24 protein-coding genes are annotated in these 21568 nt (G+C 61.4%); 11 read left to right on the top strand and 13 right to left on the bottom strand.

From position 1 onward, the window contains the following. Nucleotides 1-10: 10 nt before the first annotated feature. The 8 genes from BLR63_RS13630 to BLR63_RS13595 all read right to left on the bottom strand — a co-directional run bounded on the left by BLR63_RS13630 (nt 11) and on the right by BLR63_RS13595 (nt 8809). Nucleotides 11-3646: a transporter substrate-binding domain-containing protein gene (locus tag BLR63_RS13630; protein WP_042946838.1), complete on the bottom strand. Its 3636-nt coding sequence runs from the start codon at nt 3644-3646 to the stop codon at nt 11-13. 8 nt (nt 3647-3654) lie between these two features. Further along, the gene (locus BLR63_RS13625) at nt 3655-4281 is read right to left on the bottom strand and encodes a response regulator transcription factor (protein ID WP_010565044.1); all 627 of its coding nucleotides are present in this window, start codon (nt 4279-4281) and stop codon (nt 3655-3657) included. Nucleotides 4282-4537: 256 nt separating this feature from the next. Beyond that, complete coding sequence (locus BLR63_RS13620; RefSeq protein ID WP_010565043.1) at nt 4538-4933, bottom strand: response regulator; 396 nt, start codon at nt 4931-4933, stop codon at nt 4538-4540. Between the two features lie 171 nt (nt 4934-5104). Beyond that, nucleotides 5105-6436, bottom strand: coding sequence for a deoxyguanosinetriphosphate triphosphohydrolase (locus tag BLR63_RS13615; RefSeq protein ID WP_010565042.1), 1332 nt, complete (start codon nt 6434-6436; stop codon nt 5105-5107). 71 nt (nt 6437-6507) lie between these two features. Next, complete coding sequence (locus BLR63_RS13610; protein ID WP_010565041.1) at nt 6508-7671, bottom strand: EAL domain-containing protein; 1164 nt, start codon at nt 7669-7671, stop codon at nt 6508-6510. Nucleotides 7672-7763: 92 nt separating this feature from the next. Further along, nucleotides 7764-8105: a hypothetical protein gene (locus BLR63_RS13605; protein WP_010565040.1), complete on the bottom strand. Its 342-nt coding sequence runs from the start codon at nt 8103-8105 to the stop codon at nt 7764-7766. Next, on the bottom strand, nt 8102-8491 hold the full coding sequence (locus tag BLR63_RS13600) for a phage holin family protein (protein WP_010565039.1): 390 nt from the start codon (nt 8489-8491) through the stop codon (nt 8102-8104). The genes BLR63_RS13605 and BLR63_RS13600 overlap by 4 nt, the downstream gene beginning before the upstream one ends. 3 nt (nt 8492-8494) lie before the next feature. Continuing rightward, nucleotides 8495-8809, bottom strand: a complete 315-nt coding sequence (locus BLR63_RS13595; protein ID WP_010565038.1) for a DUF883 family protein — start codon at nt 8807-8809, stop codon at nt 8495-8497. Nucleotides 8810-9156: 347 nt separating this feature from the next. Between BLR63_RS13595 and BLR63_RS13590 the strand changes: the two genes are divergently transcribed. Further along, nucleotides 9157-10365: an ammonium transporter gene (locus BLR63_RS13590; RefSeq protein WP_010565037.1), complete on the top strand. Its 1209-nt coding sequence runs from the start codon at nt 9157-9159 to the stop codon at nt 10363-10365. Here the strand turns inward: BLR63_RS13590 and BLR63_RS13585 are convergent. Next, nucleotides 10352-12088 (bottom strand): cation:proton antiporter, encoded by a 1737-nt coding sequence (locus BLR63_RS13585; RefSeq protein WP_010565036.1) that lies wholly within the window; start codon nt 12086-12088, stop codon nt 10352-10354. The genes BLR63_RS13590 and BLR63_RS13585 overlap by 14 nt on opposite strands. Before the next feature lie 154 nt (nt 12089-12242). Between BLR63_RS13585 and BLR63_RS13580 the strand changes: the two genes are divergently transcribed. The 3 genes from BLR63_RS13580 (at nt 12243) to BLR63_RS13570 (ending at nt 13852) form a co-directional block, all read left to right on the top strand. Beyond that, nucleotides 12243-12479 carry a glutaredoxin family protein gene (locus BLR63_RS13580; protein ID WP_010565035.1) on the top strand — a complete coding sequence of 79 codons (237 nt, stop codon included), beginning with the start codon at nt 12243-12245 and terminating at the stop codon, nt 12477-12479. A gap of 74 nt (nt 12480-12553) precedes the next feature. Further along, a complete protein-coding gene (locus BLR63_RS13575) occupies nt 12554-12889 on the top strand; it encodes a hypothetical protein (protein WP_010565034.1) in 336 nt (111 codons plus the stop codon). A gap of 72 nt (nt 12890-12961) precedes the next feature. Next, a complete protein-coding gene (locus BLR63_RS13570; protein ID WP_010565033.1) occupies nt 12962-13852 on the top strand; it encodes a pseudouridine synthase in 891 nt (296 codons plus the stop codon). 55 nt (nt 13853-13907) lie between these two features. Here the strand turns inward: BLR63_RS13570 and BLR63_RS13565 are convergent, their stop codons facing one another. Together BLR63_RS13565 and mobA are read right to left on the bottom strand one after the other, a co-directional pair. After that, nucleotides 13908-14129, bottom strand: a complete 222-nt coding sequence (locus BLR63_RS13565; RefSeq protein WP_010565032.1) for a YgdI/YgdR family lipoprotein — start codon at nt 14127-14129, stop codon at nt 13908-13910. 80 nt (nt 14130-14209) lie between these two features. Then, the gene (mobA, locus tag BLR63_RS13560) at nt 14210-14812 is read right to left on the bottom strand and encodes a molybdenum cofactor guanylyltransferase MobA (protein WP_010565031.1); all 603 of its coding nucleotides are present in this window, start codon (nt 14810-14812) and stop codon (nt 14210-14212) included. A gap of 76 nt (nt 14813-14888) precedes the next feature. On the opposite strand from mobA, the gene moaB reads away from it, so the two are divergent. Together moaB and BLR63_RS13550 are read left to right on the top strand one after the other, a co-directional pair. After that, nucleotides 14889-15428 (top strand): molybdenum cofactor biosynthesis protein B, encoded by a 540-nt coding sequence (gene moaB, locus BLR63_RS13555; protein ID WP_010211803.1) that lies wholly within the window; start codon nt 14889-14891, stop codon nt 15426-15428. Beyond that, a complete protein-coding gene (locus BLR63_RS13550; RefSeq protein ID WP_042946836.1) occupies nt 15412-16638 on the top strand; it encodes a molybdopterin molybdotransferase MoeA in 1227 nt (408 codons plus the stop codon). The genes moaB and BLR63_RS13550 overlap by 17 nt, the downstream gene beginning before the upstream one ends. A gap of 58 nt (nt 16639-16696) precedes the next feature. Here the strand turns inward: BLR63_RS13550 and BLR63_RS13545 are convergent, their stop codons facing one another. Together BLR63_RS13545 and fliK are read right to left on the bottom strand one after the other, a co-directional pair. Further along, nucleotides 16697-17026 carry an EscU/YscU/HrcU family type III secretion system export apparatus switch protein gene (locus BLR63_RS13545; RefSeq protein ID WP_010565029.1) on the bottom strand — a complete coding sequence of 110 codons (330 nt, stop codon included), beginning with the start codon at nt 17024-17026 and terminating at the stop codon, nt 16697-16699. Next, nucleotides 17023-18600: a flagellar hook-length control protein FliK gene (gene fliK, locus BLR63_RS13540; protein WP_042946835.1), complete on the bottom strand. Its 1578-nt coding sequence runs from the start codon at nt 18598-18600 to the stop codon at nt 17023-17025. Before fliK ends, BLR63_RS13545 begins: the two co-directional genes overlap by 4 nt. Before the next feature lie 200 nt (nt 18601-18800). Here fliK and ccmA point away from each other — a divergent pair, with 200 nt between their 5' ends. From ccmA to ccmE, 5 genes are all read left to right on the top strand, one after another. Further along, nucleotides 18801-19436, top strand: a complete 636-nt coding sequence (gene ccmA, locus BLR63_RS13535) for a cytochrome c biogenesis heme-transporting ATPase CcmA (protein WP_010565027.1) — start codon at nt 18801-18803, stop codon at nt 19434-19436. After that, nucleotides 19433-20101, top strand: coding sequence for a heme exporter protein CcmB (ccmB, locus tag BLR63_RS13530; RefSeq protein WP_003172769.1), 669 nt, complete (start codon nt 19433-19435; stop codon nt 20099-20101). The genes ccmA and ccmB overlap by 4 nt, the downstream gene beginning before the upstream one ends. An 85-nt stretch (nt 20102-20186) precedes the next feature. Further along, complete coding sequence (locus tag BLR63_RS13525; protein ID WP_010565026.1) at nt 20187-20942, top strand: heme ABC transporter permease; 756 nt, start codon at nt 20187-20189, stop codon at nt 20940-20942. Continuing rightward, complete coding sequence (ccmD, locus tag BLR63_RS13520) at nt 20939-21115, top strand: heme exporter protein CcmD (RefSeq protein ID WP_010565025.1); 177 nt, start codon at nt 20939-20941, stop codon at nt 21113-21115. Before BLR63_RS13525 ends, ccmD begins: the two co-directional genes overlap by 4 nt. Continuing rightward, a complete protein-coding gene (gene ccmE, locus BLR63_RS13515) occupies nt 21112-21567 on the top strand; it encodes a cytochrome c maturation protein CcmE (protein ID WP_010565024.1) in 456 nt (151 codons plus the stop codon). The genes ccmD and ccmE overlap by 4 nt, the downstream gene beginning before the upstream one ends. The last annotated feature ends 1 nt before the right edge of the window (nt 21568 follow it).

Raw genomic sequence — 21568 nt, 5'->3', positions numbered from 1 at the left:
TCACGCCCTCTTACTGGCCATCCAGCCTGTGAAGCTGCACTTGCAGCATCCTTTCCAGTTCCAGCATCAGCTTTTCCAGGGCTTTTACACCGGCTTCGATCTGGGGCCGGTCGTCACCCCGCGCACAGGCCTGTTCGAGGGCTTCGCACTGAGACGCCAGTGCGCACGCCTGAACGATACGCGCAGCGCCCTTGATCTTGTGCGCCTGTTCGATGACGTCCTGGCGCGAGGCTTGTGCGTCCATCAGTGCGAGCAACTCCTGGCGATCCCGACGACTGCTGCTCAACAACTCTTCCAGCAGGCGCCGACTCATCTGCGGGTCTCCGCCGGTCAGGGCCTCGAAGTTGCCGAGGTCCAGAATCAGGCTGGCGGGTCGAGGGCTGATCCGTGCCAGTTGCCGCTCCAGGGCCGTGAGGCTGATGGGTTTGAACAGGCAGTCGTTCATGCCCGCCTGGGCGCAACGCAGCTTCTCTTCGGGTTGGGCATTGGCGGTAAACCCCAGCACGACACAGGGCGTCAGTTGCTCGCGCTGTTCGTATTCGCGGATCGAACGACTCAACTCATAACCATTCATGATGGGCATGTTGCAGTCGGCGATGACCAGGTCGAAGTGCTCCTGGCGCCATGCCTGGAAGCCGGTGGAGCCATTGTGGGCGGCGGTGAACTGGTGCCCCAGGTAGCCCAGTTGCTGGCACATCAACAGCCGGTTGGCCGGGTGATCGTCCACCACCAGCACGTTGAGTACGGGCGCGGTCACCGGGGCCTCGGGTTTGAGCTCGTCCACGGCCAGCACTTGCTGCAGGCGTGTCATCTTCAGGTTGACATGCACTTGGGTGCCCACCATGGGCACGCTGCTCAGGCTCAGCTCGCCACCCATCATGGCGCACAGGCTGCGGGAGATTACCAAGCCCAGGCCAGCGCCGCTCCGCGCCAGTTGACCGGAGTTGTCGGCCTGGGCAAAGGGTTCGAACAGGCGCAACTGATCGTCACGGCTGATACCGATGCCAGTGTCTTCCACCACCAGTTTCATCTCGACCTGTTGCGGCAGCGGGGTGGGCAGCACCTCGACCTTTATTTTGACCTGGCCATGCTCGGTGAACTTGATTGCATTGCTGACCAGGTTGGACAGCACCTGCTTGAAGCGCAGCGGATCGATCAGGACTTCGGTGTCGTCGAGGTCGGGCTTGAATTCCAGCAACAGGCTCAGGGTCTTCTGGCGTGCCAGGCCGTCGAATACGCGCACCACCGACTCGATCACTTCCCGCAGGTTGACGCGCTCCGGGGCCAGGCTCAGGCGCCCGGATTCGATACGGGCGATGTCGAGGATATCGCCGATCAACTCCAGCAGGTCCTTGGCCGAGTTGTAGGCCACTTCGATAGCGGGGCGATCGAGGTGGCCCTGGTCCGCGCGCTTGAGGGTCAGTTCCAGCATGCCGATCACGGCGTTCATCGGCGTGCGGATTTCGTGGCTCATGGTGGCCAGGAACGTACTCTTGGCGCGATTGGCCTCGTCGGCGCGTTCCTTGGCCGCACGAAGTTCGTCGAATAACTGGCGTCGCTCGCTGATATCGATCCAACCACCAATGATGCCCTGGACCTCACCGACAGAGTCGCGGTACGGCAGGATCCAGTGGTAGATCGTCAGTTTTTTCCCACGGATATGCAGGGTGCGGTCCAGGATCAGTGGGTTGCCTTCGGCCACCACGCGTTGATAGTCGGCGTGGTATTGCGCCGCTTCGGCGGCGAGGGCGGTACTGATCTGCATCGCGCTCTTGCCGATCACGTCTTCGCGCTTGACGTCGAACACTTGCAGGTAGCTGTCGTTGCAGGTCTGCAGCAGGCCCCTGCGGTCACGGACGTAGATCGGGTGCGGGGTTTCATTGACCAGTGCGCGCATGAATTCGAACTGATCATTGAGGGCGCGCTCGGCCATTTTCCGATGCTTGATCTGGCGACGCATGTAGGCGTTCCAGCTCAAGGAGATCAGGAGCAGCAACCCGGTGCCGATGACGATACGGGCAATCAGTTGGTGATAGTCGCGCCAGTAGCTGTCGGAGGCGGCGGTATAGCCGCGCCAACGACTGTTGATCACGCCCAGTTCGTCCGGGGCGATGCTGAGCAAGGCCTTGTCGAGAATCGAGCTGAGCTCGGTGGCGCTGCGCGATGTCGCAAGCCCGAAGGTGGCAGGTATCGTGCCAATGCTGAAGCTGATCTGGAGCTTGTCCTGGAACATTTGCGACGACAGCAGATAGTTGGCGACCACCAAGGTATTCACCGCACCTTCCACATGGCCTTGCAACAGCAGTTCGGCCGATTTGAAGGTGTCACCCGTTTCAACCAGTTGGATTTTCGGAAAGTTTTCGCGCAGGAATTTTTGCAGCGGACTGCCCCTGGTCACCGCCAGGCGCTTGCCCTCCATTTCCTCAAGGCCGATGGGGGCGAGACTCTCCTTGTGGGTCAACATTACATAGGAGTTCTCCAGGTAGGGGCGGCTGAAGTCCAGTTGGGCTTCCCGCTCGGCACTGGGGATGATGGCACCGATGATGTCCGCTTTGCCGGCTTCGACCTGGTCGATCATTGCGTTCACATCACGCCCTCTCTGGATCTCGAAGCGCAGGCCGGTGCGCAAGCGAATCAACTCCAGCAGGTCGGCGGTGACGCCCCGAAAGTTGCCATCGGCGTCGAAGAATGTCAGCGGCGCAAAGGTGGGATTCACGATCACCTTGACCACCGGATTGTCTTTGAGCCAACGCTCTTCGCGCAGGGTCAGTTGCAGTTTCTGGTCGGTCAGCAGGATATCGCTGCCGGCACTCCAGCGCTTGGCGATTGCTTCCCGCTCGTTGGTGGGCACGGCTCTCAGTACGGCGTCGACGATACTTAACAACGTGTGGTCGTGCTGGCGCATCGCAAAGCTGAAGCCATAGGCCTCGTGTTTGCCGAAGTTGGCCATGCGGATGTTTTTCAGGTAGCCCTTGTTGATCATGTAATGGGTGGAAATGGTATCGCCGAGAAACACGTCGGCCTGGTCGAATGCCACGGCATTCAGCGCATTTTGATAAGAGGGATAAGCGCGGATGATCGCCTCTGGGTACAGCTTCTCGACCTCGCCCAGCGGCAGGTAATGATAGACCAGTGCCAGGCGCATCCCGGCCAGGCCATCGCTCAGGCTGCGGGTTTCGCCTTCGCGGGTGACCAGCACCGGCCGGTCCACGGCGTAGGGCTCCGACAGAATGAGATTGAGGTTTGCCGCTTCGAAGCCGTTGGAGGAACCGAGCAAATCGATATCCCCCGCTTCAAGGGCACGGATCGCGGCCTCCCGCGACGGGTAGCGCAACACCTTGACGGGCAAGGCCAGCGCCTTGGACAGCAGGCCGGCGTAGTCGGCGGTGAGTCCTTCATAGTCACGGCCACTGGAAGTGAGGTCGAAGGGAGGATAGTCCGGGAACGCCGTGCCCAGCACCAGTTCGCGTCTGTTCTGCAGCCACTGGCGCTGGACCTTGCTCAGTTGGCTTTCCAGTTGTACGGAGCTTGCGCGACTCAATAAGTTGAAATGTCCCGCGCCCGACGGCGGTATGGCAGGCACTGCGGTGCTGAAGCACAAACCGGCACTCAATATAATCAGATAGTCCTTTATACATCTGGGCATCCGCTTTCTCACACTAGCGCGTTTCGTTTTGCCATCTCGATAAGTTCTACCAAGGACTTGGCTTGAAGTTTTTGCATCAGCCTCTTTTTATAGGTGCTTACAGTTTTATTACTCAGGAACATGCCTTTGGCGATTTCCTTGTTAGTGCGACCTTGTGCAAAAAGTTGCAATACCATCAACTCGCGATCATTGACGGCCTTGAACAGTTCAAGCTCCTTGGAATCCACGTTGTCCACGCCGCTGGCATTCAAGGCCTGGCTGGGGAAATAGTTGTAGCCCGACAGCACGGCGCGGATGGCGCTCAGCAGCTCGCTCAGGTCGCCTTCCTTGCACACGTAGCCATCGGCACCCGATCGCATGCAGCGTGTGGCGAACAGGGTGGGGGATTGGGCCGTCAGGACGAGGGTTTTCATCGAGGTATTCATGGCGTTGAATCGGCAAAGCACTTCGAGGCCGTCGAGTTTTGGAATGCTGATATCCAGAATGATGAGGTCCGGCAGGCATTCGCGGACCATTTGTATGGCGTCGCAGCCGTTATCCGTTTCGCCCACCACTTCATAACCTTCGTGTTCCAGCAACATTCGGATAGCAAGTCTTATAACCGGATGGTCATCAATAATAAAAACGGTGTTCATGATCATATTCCATGCAAGTGCAAATAAAGCGGGCACATTAGCTCAGAAGCTTAGGGGGGAGCATGAACCCAAGGGGGAGTAGATATAAAACAGGAAAATTCCTACATTAAAAAAGGTAAAGGCCTACCAGTTGGTTAGGCTTTGTGACACGAGAGGTCAGCGTTTCGCTGCCGTGCACGCTGAATCGTGAAATCAGGGATTCAATGGGCGTTATGCGGAAACTTTTCGACGGGTTTATATGTTTGAAGTCCTACATTCATGAGGCATGGAATAAGTGGGTCAAGCCGGCAAGCTCATCCTTGTTCAAAGGTTTCGACAAGTAACCGAGCAGGGGCAGGCCGCGTTCCAGTGCCTGGGTTTGTAGTGTGTACAGTTCTGCTTCGGGGAGCCCGCTGAGCAGGATGGCGCCGGTGATAAAGCGTCGGCGGCTGGCGATTTCAATCAATTCAATCCCTGGCAGGTCTGGCAGGCACTGGTCGCACAGGATGATGTCGAAAGGCGCTTCGGCCAGGGTCATCAAGCGGATCGCCTGCTCGGCGTTTTCGGCCGGGGTCAGTCGCTCGAAACCGAAGCTCCTGAGCAGGCACTGGGTGGCGAGCAGTTGAAAGGGATGGTCCTCCACCAACAGGATGCGAAGGGAGTAACTGGGCATAGAAGGCACACGGTGAGTCAAGCGTCGATGGAGGGCATGTAGGAACTGTTCGCCTGATCTGCCCGGAGCGTGCGAGATTATTCTTCGTATGTTTGTGCGAATTCGATCAGGCCGCTCTGTTCCCGTCGTAGGCAGATTCTGTTCAGTGAACAGGCGGCATGATCGGTGAGGTCATTGAGGGCTGGAGCGCCCTGTCATTTCGCGCGCCATCTCGGTGGCGTAGCTGTCGGTCATGCCGGCGATGAAGTCGATCATGCGTAGGAAGGACGCGTGCAACGGCCAGGCGGGGTCCGGTGCGTTGTTGCCCAAAAGATCGAGAATGCGTCGGTTCTTGAAGGAGGGCGTGCGTCCGCCATGCTGCTCCAGTGCCGCGCCGCAAAAGGCGTTCAAGAGAATCTCCAGGGTGGTGTAGGCGCCGATTTCATGCAGGGTCTTGCGCTTGTCCTGGAAGATTTTCTTGCGTGCCATGTCCTTGGCGTCCAGTACGCAGCGCTTGGCGGGGCCGTGCATGTGCTCCACCAAGTCGCCGGGCAGGGTGCCGGCGAGCAAGGCATCCTGCTGTTCGACGAAGGCCCGTGCCGCAGCGTTGGTCAGATGCTCGATGGCCTTGCCACGCAGGATCGCCAGCTTGCGTCGGCGGGAGTCCTGGGCGCCCAGCTGGCGATAGGTCTGCGGCAGGTCGTCGCCGACCAGGTCGAGCAGCAGCGACTCGACTTCGGCGTATTGAAGCAAGTCCATTTCCAGACCGTCTTCCAGGTCGATCAGGGCATAGCAGATGTCGTCTGCCGCCTCCATCAGATAAACCAGTGGGTGCCGGGCCCAGCGCTGGTCTTCGAGTTGCGGCAGGCCGAGCTTGTGGGCGATCTGTTCAAGGATCGGCAGTTCACTCTGGTAGCAGCCGAACTTGTGTTTCTTGTAGCCCAGCGAATCCGCGTGACGGGCGGTCCAGGGGTATTTCAGATAAGTGCCCAATGTGGCGTAGGTCAGGCGCGTGCCGCCGTCGAACTGGTGGTATTCCAGCTGGGTCAGGACCCGGAAGCCCTGGGCGTTGCCTTCGAAATTGAGGAAATCATTGCGCTCGGCGTTGCTCATATCATCCAGCCAGCCGCGTCCGGCCGCCTGCTGGAACCAGTGGCGGATGGCATCTTCGCCGGAATGCCCGAACGGCGGGTTGCCGATGTCGTGGGCCAGGCAGGCCGATTGCACCACCATGCCCAGATCGCTCGGGTCGCACCAGTCGGGCAGGGCACTGCGCAGGGTTTCGCCGACACGCATACCCAGGGAGCGGCCGACGCAGCTGACTTCCAGGGAGTGGGTCAGCCGGGTATGGATGTGGTCGTTGCTCGACACCGGGTGCACTTGGGTCTTGCGGCCAAGGCGGCGGAACGCGCCGGAGAAAATAATGCGGTCATGGTCTTTGTGGAACGGGCTGCGGCCCAGTTCTTCGGGGCTATGCAGGGGCTTGCCAAGACGTTCGCGAGTCAGCAGGGTGGGCCAATCCAAGGCGGGTACTCTCCGTGCAGTAAATGACCCGCCCAGCTTCCCGGTTCCGGGTGGGCGGAGCAAGCGAAAATCTACAGCCCGGCTGCGTCGATATCGATTAACAGCAAGCGCTGACCGTTATCGAAGAATTGTCCGGCGGTGAGGCAATACTGGTTGGTGGTGGCGTCGCGGTAGGTCGAGGACAAGGTCAGTCGCCGCTCCTCCCACCCTTCGGCGAGCAGGAGGTAGAAGTACGGTCGCCATGACCAGTTGTGGCCCAGGTAGCGGCTGTCGGCTTGCCAGGCGTCCTGGCGCCACTCGAAGTTGGGCGTCAGCTGGGTGCCGTGCCGGTCGCACTGGTAAAAGCGCAGCAGCCAGGGAAAGGCCGGCAGTTGGGGCAAGTGATTCAGTGGCGCCTGGGTCTGGGCCCAGGTTTGCAGGATGTTCATCAGTTCGGCCAGTTGCTGGCGCAGTTGCCTGACGCGTCCGCGTTCCGCCAGTTTCTGTTGGACATACGCCGCACGCAGTTGGGCAAAACGTGGGACGAAGGCGTCGGCGGCGAACCAGTCCAACTGTGCCTGGGCGAACAGATAGCCCTGGACATACCGCGAACCGCATTCCAGGGCGAAGCTCAATTGCGCCTCGGTTTCCACGCCTTCGGCAATGATCCAGCACCCGGTCTTTTCTGCCATTTGCGCCAATGCCCGCACCACCTCACTGCTCGGTCCACCCCGGGCGGCCTCCTGGAACAGGCGCATGTCCAGCTTGAGAATATCCGGCTGCAACGCCAGCACTCGATCGAGCTGGGAGTAGCCAGCGCCAAAATCGTCGATGGCGATGCGTGCACCGGCCTCGCGATAGCGCACGACCACGTCGGTCAGACGCTGGATATCTCCGCCCAGTTCGGTGATCTCAAACACGATGCGCGCCGGGTCGACGCCATGGGCGTGAATCTGTTTCAGGCTCGGCAAGGCTTGGCCCGGGCGCAGTTGGTTGATCCAGCGCGGTGAGATGTTCAGGCTCAGAAACCAGTCTTCAGGGGCTTCATGCAAGCGGCGCAGCGCATCGTCGCGGATCTGCCGGTCGAGGCGGCGCAAGGTGACGCTCGGCGTGCGCGGGTCGGCGAACAGCGGGCCCACGGACTCCAAACGGCCGTCAGCCTGGCGCAAGCGGCCCAAGGCTTCGACGCCGGCGATACGACCGGTGGCGGTGTCGATGAACGGTTGGAAGCAGGCAAACGGTTGCCCGTCGATCACGGGGCCTCCTTAAGAGCGGTGGAGAAAAAAGGCCCGGCCCTCGAAAACGAGGGCCGGGCCGATTCTGTTAGCAAGAATGCAGCCAGCAAGGCTCACTGTTTGCGTGAACTGCCCTGCATCGCCAATTTGATCAATGGGATCAGGCCGGCGCCGAGGCGCACCAGGCGCGTCAGATTGGCGATGCCGCCGCCCTTGGCACCTTTGCCGGTAAAGAAACCGATCAGCGTGACGGCGGCCACGCCCCACAGCGGCGCGTGCTTGATGCCCAGGCCGTCTTGCCAGCTGTGCCCCAGGTTACGCACTTTGTTCAGGGGCGCCATCAGTTGCTGGGACTCGTGACGGATCTCCTGGCGGTGCATTTCCATGCGCAGGCGAATCAGCGCCTTGCGCATTTCGCGGCGGGAGGCGGTTTGCGGGATTTCAGTCAGGCTCATGGCAGCAGGCGCTCCCGGTCGTTGGCCAGCTCTTCGAGGGTGGCATGGAACGGCGTGGACTCATCGAACACCGCCGCTTTCAAGCGTATCCCGCAAAATGCGGCAGCCAGGGTGTAGAACACGCAGAGGCAGATGATCCCGGTCAGGCGGTAGCCGGTGTCCCACACCAGGATCATCACCAATGTCGACAACCCCACCAGTAACAGCAGGGCAAACACCAGCGCCAGGCCGGCAAACAGCAGCAGGCTGACGGTGCGTGCCTTTTGTTCCTGCAGCTCGATCCCGAACAACTCGACGTGGCTGTGCAGCAAGCCCAGTACAGCTGCGCCCAGGCGTCGGGACGTTGAACTTGGGCCCGTGGACGAGCCGGATTCGCCGATAGACATGATTTAGCGCCTTGTAGCCAGCAGACCGATCAGGAAGCCCACGCCGGCGGCGATACCTACCGACTGCCACGGGTTGGCTTGCACATAATCTTCGGTGGCTGTGACCGCTGCCTGGCCGCGTTCGCGCAGGGAGTCTTCGGTCAGTTGCAGGGTTTGGCGGGCTTTGAGCAGGCTTTCATTGATCTTGCTGCGCAGCTCATCGGCCTGGTCCCCGGCCAGGAGGGCGGTGTCGTCCAGCAACTTTTCAGTGTCGTCGACCAGGGTTTGAAAATCCGCCATCAGTATTTCTTGAGCAGTCTTTGCAGTTCTTCTGGCCATGGATATCTCCGTGATTGGCTGGTGTGTACGTGTGGTTTCGAGTCACCGGTATCGGTGAAGGTTCAGTGCAATTGTGTGGTACAGCTTTTGCTTTGCCTTGGTGCGCATGCCTCAGGCGCTGCGCCGAATCCGGGCGGCCTGAGGCTAATGCCTTGAAAAACCTTACCCTAAATCACTCAAACTCGCGGAAAAACCCTGTCGGGAACGGTCTGTTGTGTTAATCGCTGCGCTAAAGCGGTTCACGCCCTCTGAAGAAGGGTGAAACCGGTGGTGCCAATTTAGTGCATGAAACGCTGGCTTGAACCGCTTTGGTGCTTTTTGCCTTTAATGTAGACCTGCCAACCTCCATGGAAAATTTGCAAAGTGCGGTGGATACCCTTGTCCACAGTTCCAATACCCTGTTCATCCTGATTGGTGCGGTCATGGTCCTGGCCATGCACGCCGGCTTTGCGTTTCTGGAAGTCGGTACTGTGCGCCAGAAAAATCAGGTCAATGCCCTGTCGAAGATCCTCAGCGACTTCGCCATCTCCACCCTGGCCTACTTCTTTATAGGCTATTGGGTCTCCTATGGTGTGAGCTTCATGCAACCGGCGGCGGTGATCAGCGTCGATCATGGTTACGGCCTGGTGAAATTCTTCTTCTTGCTGACCTTTGCGGCGGCGATCCCGGCGATCATTTCCGGGGGTATTGCCGAGCGTGCACGATTTGTTCCGCAACTGTGTGCCACAGCGCTGATCGTCGCGTTTATCTACCCATTTTTCGAAGGCATGGTCTGGAACGGCAATTTCGGCCTGCAGGCCTGGCTGCTGGCAACCTTTGGCGCCAGCTTCCACGACTTTGCCGGTTCCGTGGTGGTGCACGCCATGGGCGGCTGGCTGGCGCTGGCGGCCGTGTTGCTGTTGGGACCGCGCAATGGGCGCTATCGCGAAGGGCGCCTGGTGGCGTTCGCGCCGTCGAGCATTCCGTTCCTGGCGTTGGGGTCGTGGATTTTGATCGTGGGCTGGTTCGGTTTTAACGTCATGAGCGCGCAAACGCTGAACGGCGTCAGCGGCCTGGTGGCGGTCAACTCGTTGATGGCCATGGTCGGAGGCACCGTCGCCGCCCTGGTGATCGGTCGAAACGACCCTGGCTTCCTGCATAACGGCCCACTGGCCGGGTTGGTGGCGATCTGCGCTGGTTCGGACCTGATGCACCCGGTCGGTGCGCTGGTGACGGGCGTGGTGGCCGGCGGTCTGTTTGTGTGGTTCTTCATTGCGGCCCAGGACCGCTGGAAGATCGATGACGTGTTGGGTGTGTGGCCACTCCACGGCCTGTGCGGCGTGTGGGGCGGCATCGCTTGCGGCATCTTCGGCCAGACGGCGCTGGGCGGACTGGGGGGCGTCAGCCTGGTCAGTCAACTGATCGGTACCGCCCTTGGCATCGCCGTGGCGCTGGCGGGCGGTCTGTTGGTGTATGGCGTGATCAAGCGCGTACACGGGCTGCGCTTGAGCCAGGAAGAGGAGTATTACGGCGCGGACCTGTCGATCCACAAGATCGGCGCGGTCAGTCAGGATTGATCGGCGCCTCTTCTTCGCTGCCAGGGTGCGAGTAAAAACCGTGCAGCAGGCGGTAGCGGTTGCGCCGCACATCATCGATCCGCGCCTGAACCTGTTGGTCCGGTAGGCCCAGCATGATCAAGGCGTGGGAGGCGAGCATCAGGCTCGACTCCAAGAGCTCGGGCACCACTTCGCTGGCGCCCGCGGCTTTGAGCTCTGCCAGTTGGCTGTCATCACGGGTGCGCACCAGGATCGGCACCGTCGGGTTGAGTCGGCGGGCTTCCTTGAGCACCACCAGTGCCACATCGCTATTGTCCACGGCAATCACCACCAAGCGCGCGCGCTCCAGGCCGACCGCAGTGAGCAGGGCGCCGCGACGGCAGTCGCCGTAATGCACGCTGCTGTCGTCGGTGGCCGCTTCCTGTACCCGTTCCGGGTCGTCATCCAGGGCAATAAAGGCTTGCTGCTCGCGGCGCAGGAAGCGTCCGATGGATTGTCCGACCCGCCCATAGCCACAGATCACCGCATGGCCCTGCAACTGGGCGTTGAGCGCGGTGATTTCTTCCAGTTGCACTTGCTGATTGGGCTTGCGGTGCAAGCGCAGGGCAATGGCCGGCGCGGCGCGCAACAGCAGCGGGGTGAGCAGCATTGAGCAAAACGTGGCGGCGAGCAGCAGACCGTTGAATTCATCCGGTATCAGGCGGCTCTGTTGCATCTGCGCCATCAACGCAAAACAGAACTCGCCGCCCTGGGCCAGGGCCAGGCCGCTGCGCCAGGCGGTTTCACTGTCGCTGCCGCGCAGTTTGACCAGTGCGGCGACTACGCAGCCTTTGACCAGCATCAGCGCAAGTGTCATGCCGAGGATCAGCAGGCTGTGACTGAGGAACAGTTGCAGGTCGATCAGCATGCCGATGCTGACAAAGAACAGCCCCAGCAGGATGTCGCGGAACGGTCGTATATCCGCTTCGATCTGATGGCGGTAATGGCTTTCCCCCAGCAGCATACCGGCCAGGAACGCGCCAAGGGCAGGGGACAGGCCCAGCAGGTGCGTCAACCAGGCAGTGAGCAACACAATCACCAGCGCCAGCAGCACGAACAACTCGGCCGAATGGGACGCGGCCACCTCACGAAACAGGCGCGGCAACAGCCAGCGGCTGGCCAGCAACAGCCCGACGAATAACACCACGGTCTTGCCCAGGGTCAGCGGCAACGCCACATACCAGGTTTGCTCGCTGTTGCCGGCGAACACCGGGACCAGCGTCAGCAGCAACACAGCCACCACATCCTGGAATAGCAAGACACCAATCGCGTTCTGGCCATGACTGCTGAAAATTTCCCCAAGGCTGGTCAGTTCCTTGCTGACGATGGCGGTGGACGACAGCGCCAGTCCCGCTCCGAGCAACAAGGCGATGCCCGGCGCCACACCCAAGGCCATCAGCAAGGCCCCCAGCAGCACCCCGCAGCCCAATACCTGCAAGCTGCCCAGGCCAAACACTACGCTGCGCAGGCTGAGCATCTTGGTCAGGGAGAACTCCAGGCCCAGGGAAAACAACAGGAACACCACGCCCAGTTCGGCGAGGTCGGGCAGCTCTTCGCTGTCATTCACCCAATCCAGCGCGGTAGGGCCCACGGCCAGGCCTACGCACAGGTAGCCCAGCACGGGCGGCAGTTGCAGCCGGCGAAACAGCGCAATCACCACCAGGGATGAGGCCAGAATGATCAGCAGGGTGGCGAACACACGCATCTTCCTTGCAGGGAGGCGGCAAAAAGCCGCGAGAATCGTTGAATCAGTTATAGGTCATGGTGATCTGGATCAGGGGTTGCTGTGGCGAGCCCGCTCGCCACAAGTATTCAGCGGGCTTAGAATGATGGCCTACTTCTGAGCAGGTCCTTTCGTCATGCCTCCTGAATGCCAGTTGTTTACCACGCTGGGGTGCCATCTGTGCGAACTCGCCGAAGAGGAAATCATGCCGTTGGTCGAACATGGGTTGATGGTCGAGTTGATCGATATCGCCGATTCAGAAGCCCTGGTCGACGCCTACGGCCTAAGGATTCCGGTGCTGCGCCGGCTGGATACGGGCGCTGAACTCGGTTGGCCGTTCGACACTGAGCAGGTGGTTGCCTTCCTGCTTTAGCGTTTGGACGATGGCGGGTTTCCAGATATTGAGTTACTGTACGCTTGTACAGCGATTGAATAGAGGGAACGCCCGTGGTGAATGTTGAACAACTGAAAAGCAGCGTCAATCGCATGTCCGCCGACGTCGTGCGCGATGCTGTGAACGAGCTGCGCCTCGACGGCCTGGTCACGGAAGGCAAGACGCCGTTTAACAAAGTGCATTTCAACACCTGCTTTGCGGAGATCGAGGCGTTGTTCCAGCGCGCCGGCTACCACAAGCAGTTGGATGTGGTCGGGTACCAGGGCTTGTTATATGCGCTTTACGATCCCGGCCGCTGGGAAGCGGTGGACGTGCTGCGCTGGCTCAAGGAATTCACCGAGGCCGCCAGTGCATCGCCGATCCTGCGCGCGGAGTTGGCCAAGGCCTGAGATCCGCCCTAGGCTCAATCCCGCTCCATGCGGGATAATGCCCGCCTGTTTTTCCAGGCTTCGAGCATGTTCATGTCCACTTCTGCTTTCTCCGCGTCCCAGCACCAAGCCAGCACCCTGTACCTGCCACCCGGCCGTTGGGCGACAGTGCTGGAGTGCCTGTGCGAGCACTTCCCGGCCATTGGTCGTGAACAGTGGCTGGACCGCATCGCCCGCGGTCGGGTGCTGGATATCAACGGCAGCCCGATCCACCTGGACCTGGCCTACAGGGAAGGTCTTTGCATCTATTACTTTCGCGAAGTGCCCAACGAGAAGGTAATCCCCGTGCAGGAAACCATCCTGTACGCCGACGAGCATCTGGTGGTCGCCGACAAGCCTCACTTCCTGCCCGTGACCCCCGCCGGTGAGTACGTTGAGCAAACCCTGTTGCGCCGTCTGATCCGTCGCCTGGACAACCCGTCCCTGGTGCCCTTGCATCGCATCGACCGGCATACCGCAGGGTTGGTGCTGTTCTCAGCCAACCCGGCCAGTCGCGCAGCTTATCAACAGTTGTTTCCTACACGTCGGATCGACAAATTCTACGAAGCCATTGCCCCGGCCTTGCCGAACCTGACTTTTCCGATGGTGCATAAAAGCCGCCTGGTGGACGGTGAACCCTTCTTCCGCATGCAGGAAGGCCCCGGTGCCAGCAACACCGAAACCGCCGTGGAAGTGCGCGAGAAGCATGGCGATTTATGGCGCTATGGCCTGTTCCCCGTGACCGGCAAAAAGCATCAGCTACGGGTTCACATGACGGCGCTCGGCGCGAGTATCTGTAACGACCCGTTCTACCCCGATGTGATCAAGGACGCCGTGGACGACTACGCCAACCCCTTGAAACTGCTGGCCCAGGGCGTGCGTTTCATCGACCCGGTCAGTGCTGAGGAACGCAATTTCCGCAGCCGAATCACCCTCGACTGGTAATCCCCGGAAACGACAAGGCCCGCGCGAGGCGGGCCTTGGTGCAAGCGCCTGAGGCTTACAGGTCTTTAACGGTGCGAACCTGATCTTTGTTGATGCGGGTGCGTTTGCCGTCAAGCTGTTCGAATTCGTAGAAACCCGAGGCTTCGTTGTATTTCGGGGTGTCGACGGCCTGGATTTCACGACCGTCATTCAGGGTGATCACTGTTGGCGAAGCGCAACCGGCGAGGGTGGCCAGGCCCAGTGCAAGCATGAGAGCGGCGATGGTCCGTTGAGTCATGAGTGTGTCTCCAAGAGAATTCTTTTTAGTTGCTGACCCTGTGACGTGTAAGACGTCGCCAAAGTTCCTTGTACGAAAGTTCATTCTGACACGTCAGACCTTGGCTGTAACAGCGCTGGCGTATTCAGGTTGGCCAGACGAGGGTCATCTGCCGGGCATTCCAGGCCCACACTGCCGAGCTGCAGCAAGATCTTGCGCGGACTGCGTTCGCCAGCGTGCCAAGCGTGTTCTACCTCGGTTCGCAGGTAGGCGGGGATGATACAGATCAAGGGTTCCCAGAATTCGCCGTGACGCACCATCACCGGCAACCGCGGATTGCGCTGCGCCGTCTTACGCAGGTCGGTAAGTAATCGAACGTCGATGTTCGGCACATCACACGGCAATACCAGCAGGTGCTCATTGTGTGCGGCGGCCAACCCGGCGCGAATACCGGCGAGTGGCCCGGGGAAGTCCGGGCTGTCGTCGCTCACCAGATGGTCGGCGTAGGGCGCGTAGCGATCGTGGTTGCGGTTGCACGAGATGAGCAGCTCATCGGTCAACGGGCGCACCAGGCGCTGCAAGTGTTCGATCAGGGGCCGACCATGCCACTCCAGCAAGCCTTTGTCCTGCCCCCCCATACGCTGGCCACGGCCACCGGCCAACAGCAGGATCGAGCAGGGCAGGGGCAGCGAGTCGAGTGGCATGTGGGTTCCGCGTGGGCAGGTAAACAGGGCCCTGTGATATAACACTGGGCTGTTCCTTCGACAACCGGACCGTGCCATGAAAGCCAAGGCTGATGCGCCCTTCGTACCCCTGAACATCGCTGTATTGACCGTCAGCGACACCCGCACCCTGGACACCGACACCTCGGGCCAGGTCTTCGTCGACCGCCTCACCGCCGCCGGCCACCACCTCGCCGAGCGCGTGCTGCTCAAGGATGACCTCTACAAGATCCGCGCCCAGGTCGCCCACTGGATCGCCGAGGACGTGGTGCAAGTGGTGTTGATCACCGGCGGCACCGGTTTTACCGGCCGCGACAGCACGCCGGAAGCGGTGAGCTGCCTGTTGGATAAACAGGTCGACGGCTTTGGCGAACTGTTCCGCCAGATTTCCGTGGCCGATATCGGCACCTCCACCGTGCAGTCCCGTGCCCTGGCCGGCCTGGCCAACGGCACCCTGGTGTGCTGCCTGCCGGGCTCCACCAATGCGGTGCGTACCGGCTGGGACGGCATCCTCGCCGAACAGCTGGATAACCGTCACCGCCCGTGCAACTTCGTACCGCATCTGAAACAGGCCGAACCCTGTGAATCCCGTGGGTAAGCCTGGCAAGGGCGGCCCGTTGATGCCGGTGGAGGACGCGCTGGAGCGACTGCTGGACATGGCCGCCGCGGCGCCGATCCGTGAACAGGAACGATTGGCCCTGGCCGCGTGCGATGGCCGCGTATTGGCACAGGACTTGATCTCCACCCTCGACCTGCCGCCCTGGCCCAACAGCGCCATGGACGGTTACGCCATGCGGCGTGCGGATTGGACGGGCGAGCCCTTGGTGGTCAGCCAGCGCATCTTCGCGGGCCAGGCGCCACAGCCGTTGGCCGCCGGTACCTGCGCGCGGATCTTCACCGGGGCGCCGGTGCCCGAAGGCGCGGACTGCGTAGAGATGCAGGAAAACGCCGTGGTCCACGCCGACGAGCGCGTGAGTTTTACCGAACCTTTGCAGCTCGACCAGAACATCCGCCCCCAAGGCCAGGAGACCACGGTCGGCGAACGGGTGCTGCCAGCCGGCACGCGCCTGGGCCCGATCGAACTGGGCCTGGCCGCGTCCCTCGGCCGTGACTGCCTCGACGTGATCCGCCGCGTGCGCGTGGCCGTGCTGTCCACCGGCGACGAGTTGATCGAACCCGGTTTGCCGCTGGGGCCGGGGCAGATCTACAACAGCAACCGTCGTGTGCTGTGCAGTTGGTTGACGCGCCTGGGCTGTGAAGTGATCGATGCGGGCATTCTGCCGGATGACCTGGAACACACCCGTGACCGCCTGGCGGGCCTGGGCGCGGTCGACCTGATCCTGTCCACCGGCGGTGTGTCGGTGGGGGAGGCGGATTTTCTCGGCATTGCCTTGCGCGAAGAGGGCGAACTGGCCTTGTGGAAGCTGGCGATCAAACCCGGTAAACCGCTGACATTTGGCCATTTCCGTGGCGTGCCGGTGATTGGCCTGCCCGGCAACCCGGCCTCGACACTGGTGACTTTCGCCTTGTTGGCGCGGCCGTACCTGCTGCGCCGCCAGGGCGTGACAGATGTGGCACCGCTGCGTTTTGAAGTGCCGGTGGGGTTCACCTGGCCCAAGCCGGGCAACCGCCGCGAATACCTGCGCGGGCGCCTCGAACAGGGCAAGGCGATCATCTACCGCAACCAGAGCTCCGGCGTCCTGCGCAGCGCGGCGTGGGCGGAGGGGTTTGTAGAGGTGTTGGAGGGGACGACGTTGGAGGTGGGGGATCGCGTCAACTTCATTCCGTTGAGTGAAGTTCTGAATTGACCTCCCCTGTGGCAGCGGGCTTGTCACTGGACTTGCCTGCTTTTCATGGTTGGGGTCTTCAGTAATCCTCGCCGCGTTCAGTCACATCCCGCTCCACCGGCCCCGCATCCGGGTCGTACCCCACCGGGAACTTGCCCTTCAATGTCCATGCAAACGCAATGATCTCGGCGATGGTGCGGTACAACTCCTCGGGGATGCTGTCGCCCAATTCCATGCGCGCCAGCAGCTTCACCAGTTCGGCGTTTTCATAGATGGGCACTTCGTTTTCCCGTGCCAGTTTCAGGATCGCTTCGGCCAGGGCATCGTCGCCCTTGGCGGTCAGGGTCGGCGCTTGCTGGCCGTCGTACTTGAGGGCAATCGCCTGGCGCGGTGGGGTAGCGTTCTTCATGCGGTTTCATCCACCCAGCGATGTTCCAGTCCGGTTTTCGGCCCGCGCGGTGGCGTGCCAAGGTGACAATCCAGGTCGCCAACGTTGAGACCCGAGGTCACCAGGCGCTCGCGCAAGGTGCCCAAATGGCTTTCGATCAAACTGGCGGTGTAAGGCCGCGTCGCCCACAACTGGCTGGACAGTTTGCCCTGGGTCAGTTGCGCCTGGACCTGCAAGGGACCCAGCGGCTCCATGTCGAAAGCCAGTTCGACGCGCCACAGCATGTGTTTGGGGTCTTTCCTGTCTTTGCGGTCGGGTTCGTCCTTGTCCGGCGCTGGTTCTTCGCGCTGGAACTTGACTTGCAACGGCACGATGTCTTGCAAGGTGCGCATGGGGATTTCCAGTTGCCAGGTGGTTTGCAGGCGACCGTCGGCGGTGGTACCGGTCTGTTCCAGGCTCGACAGCTGGTGGCTCTGCAAGCGCGAAATCGCCCCGGCGGCCAGGCGCAGCAGGTTTTCCAGGTCGCCTTCGCCTTCCAGTTTCGCCATCAGCCGCTCGGGCAGCGGGAAGCCGACGGGTGCCTGTCGGGCGCCGATTTGCCCCAGGGTTCCCAATGGGCTGCGTACAAAGTTCGGCAGCACCTGGGCCAGGGTATTGGCGGCGAGGACGGCATTCATATTGGTGCTGGCGGGCAGGGCGGGCAATAAGTCCGCGACCAGGCGCAACAGGGCGCCCTTCATGTCCAACGGCGGGACTTGCGGGTTTTGCCCGGCAAGCAGTTTGGCTTCCAGAAACGCGCCGCTGTTCTGGATCACCTGCGCCAGCACCTTGGGATTGCTGACTTGCGCCAGGTCGGGCAGGGCGGCCAGTAAACGGTCGGCGGCCGCGCGCAGGTCGGTCGATGTCGTGTCGTCGCTGGGCAGGTCTTGCAGTGCGCTGAAGACCGCATCCAGCGAGCCTTGGCGACTTTGCTGGGTGGAGAGTTGTTGGGTAATGGCCAACTGATCCTTGAGCCCGCTCAGCGGCACAAAGTTCAGGGTTTGCGCGTTCTGCACCACGGCGCTGAGCAAGCTGCCGACCCGCAACGGTTGCGGGCTCTCCACGGTCAGGGTGGCGCCGGCCATGGCGTTATTGAGCACGGTCACCAGCGAACGGTAGATCGCCGGCTGCGTGGTGCCTTGGGGCAGCATCTGCGTGGTCAGCACCTTGGCCTGCAACAGCGTGCCTTCGGGCATTTGTGTGGTGTCGATGCGCGTCAGGGCGGCGACGTTGGCGCTCAAGGCCTGCTGCAGGCTGAGGGTCAGGTTACCCGTCGGGGTCTGGCTCACCGCCACATTGCTGCCGAGCGGCAACGGCTGGGGGCTGCTGGCTTGCACCAGGGTCTGGCGACCACCGTCGAGGGTCAACTTGAGCAGCAACTGAAAGGCATCACCGCCCTGTTTGAGGGCGATCACTTCGGCGTTCGCGGTTTTTCCCGGGTCGATCAGCCCGATCTGCGGCTCCAGCAGTTTCAGCAATGCTCCCGTCGCCGGCGCGGGGCTTTGCCCGGCAGCCGGAGTGGAAGGAAGCGTAGGAAGGTTGATCTCACCGGTCATCGCGCGCGCCGTCTCTTGGGAAATTGCCCTCTTTAGAGTAGGGCATCGCATGTATAATGCCGCCCGTCTGCAAAGAGAGCGGTAAAAACCTCACAACTATTTGATCCAGCTCTCTAAACTCGGTCGCCAAAGCCGTTATTGTGCACCTCTCTTTAACGGCCACTGCACCGCCGACTTGAACCGTAAAGGCCCGCGATCTCTTGACCAGCCCCCTTCTTGAAGCCGTAGCGCTCTCCTGTGAACGCGACTTGCGCCTGCTGTTCGAGCACCTCGAACTGCGGCTGGCCAGTGGCGACATGGTGCAGATCAGCGGCCCCAACGGCAGCGGCAAGACCAGCTTGCTGCGCCTGTTGGCCGGGTTGATGCAGCCGACGGCCGGCGAAGTGCGCCTCAACAGCAAGCCCCTCAACGAACAACGCACCACGCTTGCCCGCAACCTGGTCTGGATCGGCCACGCTGCCGGGATCAAGGACGTGCTGACCGCCGAAGAAAACCTCAGCTGGCTCAGCGCCCTGCATCATCCCGCTTCCCGCGATGCCATCTGGCAGGCCCTGGCCGCCGTTGGCCTCAAGGGTTTCGAAGATGTTCCCTGTCACACCTTGTCCGCCGGCCAGCAGCGCCGTGTGGCTTTGGCGCGCCTGTACCTGCCGGGGCCGCCGCTGTGGATTCTCGACGAACCCTTCACCGCTCTCGATAAACAAGGCGTTGCCCAATTGGAAGAACACTTGGCGCAGCACTGCGAGCAGGGTGGCCTGGTGATCCTCACCACCCACCACAGCCTGACGCGCCTGCCTGTCGGTTACCGCGACCTGGACCTGGGACGGTGGTCGGCATGAGTGTGTTCGCCCTGCTGGTCGCCCGTGAAGCGCGTCTGCTGTGCCGCCGACCGGCTGAGTTGGCCAATCCCTTGGTATTTTTCGCCATCGTGATCGCGCTGTTCCCGCTGGCGGTCGGCCCGGAAACTAAACTGTTGCAAACCTTGTCTCCGGGACTGGTCTGGGTTGCGGCACTTTTGTCCGTCCTGCTCTCGCTGGACGGGCTGTTTCGCAGTGATTTCGAAGACGGTTCCCTGGAACAGTGGGTCCTTTCGTCGCACCCCCTGCCACTTCTGGTGTTGGCCAAGGTACTGGCACACTGGGCGTTTTCCGGTCTGGCGCTGGTCTTGCTTTCGCCGCTGTTGGCGATGATGCTGGGGCTGCCCAGCGAATGCCTGCCGATTCTGCTCCTGAGCCTGTTGCTCGGCACGCCGGTCCTCAGCCTGTTGGGCGCAGTGGGCGCGGCGCTGACCGTGGGTTTGAAGCGCGGCGGCCTGTTGCTGGCGCTGTTGATTCTGCCTTTGTATATCCCGGTGTTGATCCTGGGCAGCGGCGCTCTGCAAGCCGCGCTCATGGGCATGCCGGCGACCGGTTACCTCCTGTGGCTGGGTAGCCTGACCGCCCTGGCGGTAACCCTGACACCCTTTGCTATAGCGGCCGGCCTGAAGATCAGCGTCGGCGAATAATGAGGTCTGACCGGGCGTTATGCCCCGGTCAGTAAAGACCCTAAGCTTCTTGCCAAGACGAGAAGCAACCGTGACGGAAACAGCAATGAACTGGACCTGGTTTCACAAGCTCGGCTCGCCCAAATGGTTTTACGGCATCAGTGGCAAGCTGCTGCCGTGGTTGAGCCTCTTCGCCGTGCTGCTGATCGGCATCGGCCTGGTCTGGGGCCTGGCCTTTGCGCCGCCGGACTATCAGCAAGGCAACAGCTTTCGCATCATCTACATCCACGTTCCCGCCGCGATGCTGGCCCAGTCCTGCTACGTGATGCTGGCCGTGTGTGGCGTCGTCGGCCTGGTGTGGAAGATGAAGCTGGCGGACGTGGCCCTGCAATGCGCCGCGCCCATCGGGGCGTGGATGACCGCCGTGGCGCTGGTCACCGGTGCGATCTGGGGCAAACCCACCTGGGGCTCGTGGTGGGTGTGGGATGCGCGACTAACGTCCATGTTGATCCTGCTGTTTCTGTACTTCGGTCTGATTGCCCTGGGCAACGCGATCAGCAATCGTGACAGCGCCGCCAAGGCCTGCGCGGTGCTGGCGATTGTCGGCGTGATCAACATTCCGATCATCAAATACTCGGTGGAGTGGTGGAACACCCTGCACCAGGGCGCCACCTTCACCCTCACCGAAAAGCCGGCGATGCCCGTGGAAATGTGGGCGCCGCTGCTGCTGATGGTGCTGGGGTTCTACTGTTTCTTCGGCGCCGTGCTGCTGATGCGCATGCGCCTCGAAGTGCTCAAGCGTGAAGCCCGCGCCAGTTGGGTCAAGGCCGAAGTGCAAACCAGCCTGGGAGCGCGTGGATGAGTTTTGCTTCTTTCAGTGATTTTCTCGCCATGGGCCACCACGGCCTGTATGTCTGGACAGCCTATGGCATCTGCCTGGCCGTGCTGGCCCTCAACGTTGCGATGCCGATCCTGGCCCGCAAGCGTTACCTGCAACAAGAGGCGCGTCGTCTGCGCCGGGAGACCGAAAAGTGAATCCGCTGCGTAGAAAGCGTCTGTTGATCATCCTTGCCATCCTGGCCGGCGTCGGCATTGCCGTGGCCCTGGCCTTGAGCGCCCTGCAGCAGAACATCAACCTGTTCTATACCCCGACCCAGATCGCCAATGGCGAAGCCCCGCTGGACACGCGCATCCGTGCCGGCGGCATGGTGGAGAAGGGTTCGCTGAAGCGCTCCAGCGATTCCCTGGACGTCACCTTCGTGGTCACCGACTTCAACAAGGCCGTGACCATCACCTATCGCGGCATCCTCCCGGACCTGTTCCGCGAAGGCCAGGGCATCGTCGCCCTGGGCAAGCTCAACGCCGACGGCGTGGTGGTGGCCGATGAAGTGCTGGCCAAGCACGATGAGAAATACATGCCGCCGGAAGTCACCAAGGCGCTCAAAGACAGCGGCCAATCCGCGCCAACCCCCGCAAAGGAGGGCTAAG

Origin of the sequence: Pseudomonas extremaustralis, assembly GCF_900102035.1 — a bacterium.
Lineage (GTDB): Bacteria > Pseudomonadota > Gammaproteobacteria > Pseudomonadales > Pseudomonadaceae > Aquipseudomonas > Aquipseudomonas extremaustralis.
The sequence above is the reverse complement of the archived record's forward strand: the minus strand, read 5'-3'. Positions and strand labels throughout refer to the sequence as shown.

Coding starts and splice junctions, on each gene's coding strand:
- BLR63_RS13630 (WP_042946838.1), bottom strand. CDS start 3,646: ATGCCCAGATGTATAAAGGACTATCTGATTATATTGAGTGCCGGTTTG.
- BLR63_RS13590 (WP_010565037.1), top strand. CDS start 9,157: ATGGAAAATTTGCAAAGTGCGGTGGATACCCTTGTCCACAGTTCCAAT.
- BLR63_RS13565 (WP_010565032.1), bottom strand. CDS start 14,129: ATGACTCAACGGACCATCGCCGCTCTCATGCTTGCACTGGGCCTGGCC.
- ccmB (WP_003172769.1), top strand. CDS start 19,433: ATGAGTGTGTTCGCCCTGCTGGTCGCCCGTGAAGCGCGTCTGCTGTGC.
- BLR63_RS13545 (WP_010565029.1), bottom strand. CDS start 17,026: ATGAAGAACGCTACCCCACCGCGCCAGGCGATTGCCCTCAAGTACGAC.
- moaB (WP_010211803.1), top strand. CDS start 14,889: ATGAAAGCCAAGGCTGATGCGCCCTTCGTACCCCTGAACATCGCTGTA.
- mobA (WP_010565031.1), bottom strand. CDS start 14,812: ATGCCACTCGACTCGCTGCCCCTGCCCTGCTCGATCCTGCTGTTGGCC.
- BLR63_RS13625 (WP_010565044.1), bottom strand. CDS start 4,281: ATGAACACCGTTTTTATTATTGATGACCATCCGGTTATAAGACTTGCT.
- fliK (WP_042946835.1), bottom strand. CDS start 18,600: ATGACCGGTGAGATCAACCTTCCTACGCTTCCTTCCACTCCGGCTGCC.
- BLR63_RS13570 (WP_010565033.1), top strand. CDS start 12,962: ATGTCCACTTCTGCTTTCTCCGCGTCCCAGCACCAAGCCAGCACCCTG.
- BLR63_RS13620 (WP_010565043.1), bottom strand. CDS start 4,933: ATGCCCAGTTACTCCCTTCGCATCCTGTTGGTGGAGGACCATCCCTTT.
- BLR63_RS13525 (WP_010565026.1), top strand. CDS start 20,187: ATGAACTGGACCTGGTTTCACAAGCTCGGCTCGCCCAAATGGTTTTAC.
- BLR63_RS13600 (WP_010565039.1), bottom strand. CDS start 8,491: ATGTCTATCGGCGAATCCGGCTCGTCCACGGGCCCAAGTTCAACGTCC.
- BLR63_RS13580 (WP_010565035.1), top strand. CDS start 12,243: ATGCCTCCTGAATGCCAGTTGTTTACCACGCTGGGGTGCCATCTGTGC.
- ccmD (WP_010565025.1), top strand. CDS start 20,939: ATGAGTTTTGCTTCTTTCAGTGATTTTCTCGCCATGGGCCACCACGGC.
- BLR63_RS13595 (WP_010565038.1), bottom strand. CDS start 8,809: ATGGCCAGAAGAACTGCAAAGACTGCTCAAGAAATACTGATGGCGGAT.
- BLR63_RS13605 (WP_010565040.1), bottom strand. CDS start 8,105: ATGAGCCTGACTGAAATCCCGCAAACCGCCTCCCGCCGCGAAATGCGC.
- BLR63_RS13585 (WP_010565036.1), bottom strand. CDS start 12,088: ATGCGTGTGTTCGCCACCCTGCTGATCATTCTGGCCTCATCCCTGGTG.